This window comes from Ilyomonas limi, assembly GCF_005233845.1.
Classification (GTDB): Bacteria; Bacteroidota; Bacteroidia; order Chitinophagales; family Chitinophagaceae; genus Ilyomonas; species Ilyomonas limi.
Genome location: NZ_SZQL01000033.1, coordinates 22,195 through 30,727 on the forward strand (window position 1 = coordinate 22,195; position 8,533 = coordinate 30,727).

6 protein-coding genes are annotated in these 8,533 nt (G+C 36.4%); 3 read left to right on the forward strand and 3 right to left on the reverse strand.

Annotation, left to right across the window (positions count from 1 at the left end):
• Positions 1-153: 153 nt before the first annotated feature.
• A complete protein-coding gene (locus tag FC093_RS22495) occupies positions 154-2,190 on the reverse strand; it encodes a T9SS type B sorting domain-containing protein (protein ID WP_170971193.1) in 2,037 nt (678 codons plus the stop codon).
• A gap of 816 nt (positions 2,191-3,006) precedes the next feature.
• On the opposite strand from FC093_RS22495, the gene FC093_RS22500 reads away from it, so the two are divergent.
• From FC093_RS22500 to FC093_RS22510, 3 genes are read left to right on the forward strand one after another with little or no spacing between them, the layout of a single operon-like run.
• Positions 3,007-3,870, forward strand: coding sequence for a hypothetical protein (locus FC093_RS22500; protein ID WP_137264072.1), 864 nt, complete (start codon positions 3,007-3,009; stop codon positions 3,868-3,870).
• A gap of 20 nt (positions 3,871-3,890) precedes the next feature.
• A complete protein-coding gene (locus FC093_RS22505; protein WP_137264073.1) occupies positions 3,891-4,880 on the forward strand; it encodes a hypothetical protein in 990 nt (329 codons plus the stop codon).
• Positions 4,881-4,932: 52 nt separating this feature from the next.
• Positions 4,933-5,961 (forward strand): hypothetical protein, encoded by a 1,029-nt coding sequence (locus tag FC093_RS22510; RefSeq protein ID WP_137264074.1) that lies wholly within the window; start codon positions 4,933-4,935, stop codon positions 5,959-5,961.
• A gap of 1 nt (position 5,962) precedes the next feature.
• Here the strand turns inward: FC093_RS22510 and FC093_RS22515 are convergent, their stop codons facing one another.
• Together FC093_RS22515 and FC093_RS22520 are read right to left on the reverse strand one after the other, a co-directional pair.
• A complete protein-coding gene (locus FC093_RS22515) occupies positions 5,963-6,904 on the reverse strand; it encodes a hypothetical protein (RefSeq protein ID WP_137264075.1) in 942 nt (313 codons plus the stop codon).
• 462 nt (positions 6,905-7,366) lie between these two features.
• Entirely contained in the window at positions 7,367-7,831 is a 465-nt protein-coding gene (locus FC093_RS22520) for a DDE-type integrase/transposase/recombinase (protein WP_137264076.1), read from the reverse strand.
• Between the last annotated feature and the right edge of the window lie 702 nt (positions 7,832-8,533).

The following is an 8,533-nucleotide window of genomic DNA, read 5'->3' on the forward strand; positions in this document are numbered from 1 at the left end:
CCTATACTTCGAGGTGCGCTGCGTTAACACCTCAAAGAACGAATATGATCGGTTATATATGGCAGCGCACTTTCTTCCCCGCATTGTATGGCTTACGCACAATTGCTTTGGATGGAGACATTGCTGAGAAAGAGTGCAACAAACTGCAAACAATCATCTTATTAAAACAGATACACCCTTTGCAAACTTTTTGATACCTGAAGTGGTAACATAACTGCAGATCCAAATATAGCTATCGGCAGCTTGAGGTATATTTTTATACATGCCGTTCCAGCCTTCACCCATTTTTGTTGTACTGAAAATGTTTTCTCCAAACCTGTTAAATACTTTAAATAAAATATTGGTTGGAAAGTTGGATATGATTGGTTTTAATATATCGTTCAGTCCATCGTTGTTTGGTGTAAATGCACCGGGAACAAATAATGTATCGCAATTGACGCCATTATTTTGTGCAATAAGTGAAACCATTAAAGAATCAACGGCACACTGTGCCTTGTTAAAAATCTTTATGGAATAACTGCCTGGTAAAAGATTGTTTACACTTGCGCCTGAATTGTACAAACGCTGATTTAAAGAAAAACAATACGGACTTTCTGCACCATTTATCAGCACCATCGCAGTTCCCGGTAAAGAAGAAAAGCATTCAGGATTCTTAACAGCATAATGCACATCTGGTTTTAACAAGGTGTACGCCTGAACTATTGCAGCCGTATCCCATAAACATGCATTTGAATCTATAATTTTAATGGCATGTGAGCCGGCGCTAATGTTCGGAAAGATATTGTTTGATGAATAACTTGTATTATCCAAATTAATAGAAAAAGGCGGCAGCCCCCCGGCAATATCAACTTGCAACGAACCATTTTTATCAACGCAAACCGGCGGAGCGGCACTAAATGTAATACCGGGTTTAACCAGTTGCTGCTGTGATACTGTTACCATCGAGTCAAAAACGCAATGAGCTGTAGCAACCTGCAGGTAATATACGCCTGTATCTAATCCGCTAAATAACCCCGACGATTGCATGGCAGCATTATTGAGCGAATACTGCAGCAGGGAAGCATCATTCGCGTGAACGTTTATTTCGCCACTTCCTTTTTTGCAGGTAGCTGTTGTAATTTCAATGGAAGTTATAGGCGAAGGCGACACCACATTTTTAATGGCAATGTTGGAATCAATCCTGCAATTGTTTGAATCTTCAACACTTACTTTATAAATACCTCCTTTCAAACTATCATAAAAGTTACTTGTTTTAGCAATATCGTTTAAATAATAAATCAATGTTCCATAATCAGCTGCAGGATTAATGGCTATTGAACCTATGGCTGCACTGCAGGTATCAGGCAATGTTTTTATCAGGAGGTTGATGGGGGTGCTCTTTTGAAGTTTAACCAGAGTATCTATTGTGCAGCCTTCCCGCGAAACAAGATGAAAGTTATAAGAACCTGCTGCCAGGTTTTTGAAAATACCGGTATTGTCAGTAGGTTTTCCATTCATAAAAATATCAATAGTTCCCGGAGATGCACTTAGGGCATTAATGGTTATTTTTCCGCTATTTCCGTTTATATCACAATCCGGGTGAACAGCAATAGATGAAACCGATACTCCTTCTACAATACCTGTTTCTGTAATGCTGGCCGCATCATATACAGTAAATGGAACGGAACAATATACTTCTCCAACAGTTTTATGCTCCATATCAATTTCAACGAGACTATTGTCATCAATTCCAAATACCCCATTTTGATTGCAGCCAACAGGAATATTAACTAACCCGTAAAATGCATGTCCGGTGTTCATATATACTTCACTATTTCCGGGATGTGGAATATCCACTGCTACCAAGGCGCCATAATCTGCTGCCAGATACAATTGGCCTTTATAAAACATTAAATCACCTGCCGAATTAAATGGAATATAGCCATGATTGTTTAATACGGCTGAATGCGGGTTGTAGCTGTATAAATTATTGTAAGTACCTACCCAATAAAGAACACCCGCACTGTCAACGGTGAGATTATTGGCATCAACAGGTATGTTTATTTTTTCGCAATAAGCGTTATTGCCTAATACGCTTTTAAATATCACCTCCTGTGAAGTTTCCGGATCATAGGCATTGCCATAAACAGTGTCTTTATATAAAGCAATTGAAAAAGGTGTTGTATTACAGGGAAACTTAAGCGGCTTCACGGAACAATTTCCCGAGCTAATATTTAAACTGTAAAGCAAACCCTCTCCCGAGGCAAGGATGATATTTTGTGCGTTAAGCTTATAGATACTTAAAAAGAGAAAAAATAATAGCAGCAGCTTTTTATACATTTAAGGAATATGAACAGCGTTTAAAGTAATTTTTAAATTCCTGAAAGCGGTTTAGAAATTGAATTAATGAATATCATTATGTGAAAAATTATCCAGGAAATTTAAACAACAGTCATGGCTAGTTATTTCAAACTAAATAATCCGTCAAAAATCAGATATTACTTTATTATTTTTTAAAGTTGAGAGATGATTGTTTTCCAATGGTATTGAGAACAGGGATAATAGCGTAAAATAACTGCTGATCATCTTAATAGTCTTTATAATCTCTTGATTTGTTTACCTAAACGATGTGAAAATAGCAGCTATTTTGAATATAAAAAGTTTGTAATGCAAGCTTAAGCAAGGTTTAAGGTGAGGAGGGGTGTTTTAAAGTTTATTTCAGGAGGAAGGGGGGATGTAGCTTAGGGGAGACTATAGCTGTATGTGATAGTGAAAAGAATGCATCGCTGTCACATAAAAAGAGCAGTTCGGGAGAACTCCTTTATCTTATACTTCGAGGTGCGCTGCGCTAATACCTTGAAGAACGGGGAGAGAACGTAAGGTATAAAATTATTTAATTAAATTTGTATGAACTAATTGCATAAGCTATTCTGATTTTTTCTTAAATTGTGTGTGAAAACATAATATAATTTTATGTTTTAGTCTGTAGTGTTGTTTTTATAATTCTTACCACGTATTTACACTGCTATGATGGAACCCGATACCAACAAACATTCCAACTTAAAAAACAGGTTAAACTGGATATGGATTAGCGGCATTGCTTTTTTAGTATCTTTTTTATCTGCAGTCGCCTTTATCTTTTTTAGTAAGCAGTTGGATGATTTAGGTATTACGGGTAATATCTATTACATTATACTTATACCACTGGGATTTAGTTCTGCAGCATTTCTTGCCGGGGCTATGAAATCGTATGCTTCTTTTAAATCGGGTACATCAATGCCATATGGCGAATTGAACCTGACTGGTCCGATTGTAATATTTGCGCTCGTGGTTGGTGGCGGGTTTATAATGCCTAACTTCAACAAACCAGCGCAGTTTGATTTAAAGCTGCACATTATTGATGAAAATAACGAAGTGCTTCAATCGTTAAATGAAGGTTCTGTTACTTTGTATATTGGTAAAAACACAGAGAAGCAGGATATTCATGATGGAGAAGTAAGATTTTCTGATATACCTGAGGTTTACAACAACAAGAGCGTAGGATTGACACTTGCCTTACGGGATTATAAGCTGGCAGACTCAAATGCAATTACTATTTCTAAAAGCATTGATTATGTGAACCTTAAAGTGGTTAAAAGGAAGGAATCCATCAACACATTTGTAAGAGGCTCTATCATTGACGAAAAAGGCTCAAAAGTAAAAGGTGTATTCGTCAATTTTCAAAGTGGGCTGGCTACCTGTTATTCCGATGAAAATGGTGATTTTTCGTTGAATGTTCCATTGCCATCCGGAACAAAAGCGAACCTGGAACTTGTGATAAATGGCGTTAGAAAATTTAATGAAGATGTTACACTTTCAGCAAATACACCGATTAATTTAAAGATAGAATAACTTATCAATTTTAATCATTTATGATAAATATTCTGTTCAGGTTTTTAGCAATACCTGTTTTGTTATTTACAGTTACTTCTTCGTTAAGTCAGCAAGACAGAAGATTTAAAGGAAGACTTGTGCTTTTAGATGGTAATCAAAAACTTTTAAAAGACATAGGAGTGCGCTTGGTAGATCAGGGCTCTGGTGTTACCGGTACGGATGGTGAATTTGCAATAGCTATCAGTAACAAAGCGGCATCGGTAACGTTGGATTTAGTAAATAGTAATTGGGAAATCGTTTATCCGATTGGCGGTAAAATAAGTGTTCCAAAAGACACCAATGAAGTAGTAGATTTTATAGTTGGCGATTCGCCAAAGACAATTCTTACGCAGGCACTGGCAAAAAGCAATAACGAGATAAAAAGCAGCTTATCAAAGTTAGGCGTTAAACAAGATGGAATTGAAGCGGCACTAACGGAGTTTCGTAATGAAATACAGGTAATGAGTAATATAAAGCTGGAAGATTTGAAAGACCAGATTGATTTAGCTAATAAAAGAGAACAATTTTATCCTGTATTAACATCTGCAATTAATAACTATATCAACGAAGCAAAAGATTTAAAAGATGCTTTCAAATTTATTGCAAGACATGCTTTTGACGACAACGAGGCATTACAGGTATTAACTGGTGCGGTTAACAGTTATAGCGCTGCATATGAAGACATCAATAACAAGCATAGTGGTTACGAAAAGATGGTGGATGATTTATGGAACAGCGAGTCTAAGTCGAGCGAAGTGAGAGACTTTTTCAAATATGCTCTGGGCGAATTGCACAGTGCCAACATATTTACGCTTAATCTAAAAATCAGGGACATTAATGATTATAACAGAGGAAATTTCAAGGGACCAAAAAAGGCTTTTAAAGAAGCTATTCTCCGGGAAATAGAATCTTCTGACCTGCAACTGGAACGCCGGCTGGAGGAATTGGACAACAGGGCGCAGGTGGTGATTACCAAACTGGCTGGATGAGTAATATAAAGGACCCTCATAAACTATTTTGAAATTCATAAAATAAAGTGCTATGAAACCCCACATACAAAATAGCTTACTGGCTATACTGTTCTGTATATTTTTATTTGCTGGTCTTCAATGTAAGAAATCCGGAAAAGTACAGCCCAAGCCTGATCCACCTGTACTTAGTACTATAGACCCCGTTGAGGGAATTGTAGGAGCTCCGGTAAGCATTAAGGGTACTAATCTTGAAGACGTTGATAAAGTAACTTTTAATGATGTTGTGGCAACAACAATTGTTCAGAATACCAGTACCTCTATAACTACTGTAGTACCAACCGGCGCTGTACCCGGAATAAATAAAATAAAAGTACATAACAGCGGGGGAACATCCAATGAAATTGAATTTGAGGTGTTTGAAACACCGGAACAAACAGATTCATTACCTCCAACATTAACCCAGGTGATACCCTCTGCAAACTATACCGATTATCCTGTTTTGATTTATGGAGATAATCTTTCAGGCACCGTTAAGTTAACCTTTAACGGAAAAAATGCCACTATTTATACCAATATTCAAAAGGTGATTACAGCAAATGTTCCAACGGGTTTACCTGCAGGTCCTGCTACTATTGAAGTAACCACTTTAAAGGGTAAAAAAACAATCAATTTTCAAGTTCAGGGCCCGCCGGTTGGGGGTGCTGCTCCGCTTAATTTTGCCATTATCACGCTTCCACCAATAAATTATGTTCCATCCATATCCAATCAATGGAGTTGTGGTTTATTTTCCAGAACAGGTGGAGACGAGCATGCAGGTGGCAATTTTGTTGAGCTTAATTCAGATACAACCGGCAATCAGGATTTTAGCATTACCGGCACGTTTGAATACCATTTTGATGCAACAAAAAATTATAATGATCTCAACTTTATAGAAATTATCAACCATTCTACCAATGATACATTAGCTGGCCAGTTTTCATCAAAATTCAGCAATCCATGTGTATTAAAAATGGTATTAATATCATCAAAAACCGGAACGATAGATACTTGCATATATGATAGACGAAACGATCAACCTGACTTGACCTGCGAGGAATAATTTATTTGGTAGTATATCGCAAACTAATGGTATAACTACTAAAATCGGGATAGCTTTTGCCCATTACATCTTTTGTACAATAGATATTAGCTAAAAGCTGTTTCGAGATTTGATATTGCGCTCCGCCACCGAGTTGAAAAGTATAACTGGTATTGCCATTGGAAAATATGGGAATATAATCTGTCAAAGCAAAAAGTACCGTTTTCTTAGGAATAAGATATGCTAAATAAACTGCTACCGGCGTGTAAAATATGGCAGTTGTTTTATCTGTCTTAAAACCATATTGCACATTCAATTGCGAAAACAAAAAAAGTGTTTTATTAAGTGGCTGGTTGTAAAAAAACTGTGAAAAAAGGTAAACTTGGTTCCATCCTAAAATAGTTTGCTTTTCCAACGGTAAAGACTTTGGAATGCTTACCCCGTTTTGTATGATAAAATTATAATTCCTTCTTATCGGGCGCCATCTAACCCTTGGTACAATAGAGGTTATCCCAGTTGCATACCGGCTATTTCCTGCAACACCGGAATTAAATATTTTAAAGATTGAACTGTTTTCATCTTCATCAATCCTCCCGGTAGCATAATTTATGTCAACTCCAATATTTAAATTTGATTTCTTTGATAAACCATAGGTAAGCTGAAGGGTGTTAAAAAGATACGTCTGCCTTGCTTCAATATTTTTTAAATCTCCATTTTCATCTCTGTACTTAGTTGCAGATAATAACGAATTAAATAGATTGATTTCTATTTGCGCATTACGCAGCATTACCGAAGAAACAGCCGGTACAAAAGGATGTAGAAGTGCAGATGAATCCTTTAATATTTTGTATTGTTGTTCCAATTGATGATAGTGACTGTTTGAATCTTCACTTATGTTTTGACAATAACTATAAGTATGTTGTAAAAGAAGAGCCAGCAATAGATTTAAAGCAAGTGGTTTCATTTAAGCATGTTTTATTTTGGCATTATTGTATAATAGTGGATAATCATTGCTCCTCTTGAACTTTTCAGGTGGTATAGTTAATTCTTCAACACTACTTACAATAAATTAAGTAAGTGTGTTCATGTAAATCGGGAGACTACGCAAAGAGGGGCACTAATCGTGGAATAAATTTAAGGGAAATTCAAATTGATTCATTAAATCATGGCATACTTGTTCAGTATATTTATATTCCTTATTTATTCGCTAGCTCATTAATAAAGCATATATATATATTGTTGCTACAAGAATTGTGGGCGAAAATTGTAATAAATGGCAGAAAAATTATATTTATATGAGATTAGAGCAGCGCAAAGAAATTTAGGTACTCCCCAAGATTCGGACAGGGTATCTGCTCAATTAAGAGAGAGTCGGTAGTAAAAAGAACAAAAGCTATCAAAGCTTTTTTCTTTTTACGGGCAACTATCAGACTGCCCTGATGTACAAAGTTACGTGTGTTTCATAATTCCGTAACTGGTGTCTCCTTTCACCGTTGTAAAATGAAAAATATTGTTGCAATCCTTTAAACAGCGACAAGCCATCTTCATACACATGCAGGTAAATATGCTCGTACTTTACCGTGCGCCATAAGCATTCAATAAAAAGGTTGTCAATAGCCCTGCCTTTGCCATCCATGCTGATTTGTATTTCATTTTGCTTTAGCAATTCAGTATATGTTTCACTGGTAAACTGGCTTCCCTGGTCACTGTTGATGATGTCGGGTTTACTATGAATGGCTATGGCATCTTTTATTATTTCGGTACACCATTCTGCCGTCATCGTGTTGCTGATACCCCAGCCCACCACATAGCGGGTGTGTACATCAATAATAGCACACAGGTACATAAAGCCGCTTTTTCCACGTGTTGATTTGCGTAGGATGCACTTCATATTTCTTCGCCAGTGCTTCTATGGTCTGCTGCTCTTTAATGGCTCCCATGCAAACTTTACTTTAAATTCAGCGGTGAATTTTCTGCGGCTTGTTTTACTCATCCTGACAGGTTTAATGTTCACAAATCTCTATCTTATTCACCTGTCCCAAAAACAGGGAGTATTATACTAAATAATTAACGGATAACGTATCCAATATGCTCTCTTTTTTAGAAATTGATTTTACATAACTTTTCAATGACAAATAATTGCTGCCTAATAATTTTGAATTAAACGGTGGAGGTAGTTCTTCACAAAAATATCCTAAAGAAAGTAGGTCTTCAACAGTAATCATTTTGGCATATTAGTAAGGTTCAGATTGGATTGGTTGAGTAAATATATGAATTTAACTATTTATGTCCGTTTTGAAGTATTAGTTATTTTAAGGTACGAGGGATTTTTAGACAGTAGTATATATTCCAATAGCTCGGTATAGCCACTTAGCTAAGTTTCCCACTCGGCAAAGTTTTCAAAACTTCGTCGTATTTTTTTCGAAGTTTATAACCTCTATTTTGCTCCTCCCTGAATAGCTAAACAACGTGTCTTGTCCTGAAATGGCTATACGCAAAATCAGGTGTATATGTCTAAAGAAGTTGAACAATTTAGTGTTCGTCCTAACCGCCTTTCACGGTATGATAAGCGGTTGATTTTAAAGGTTGTAGC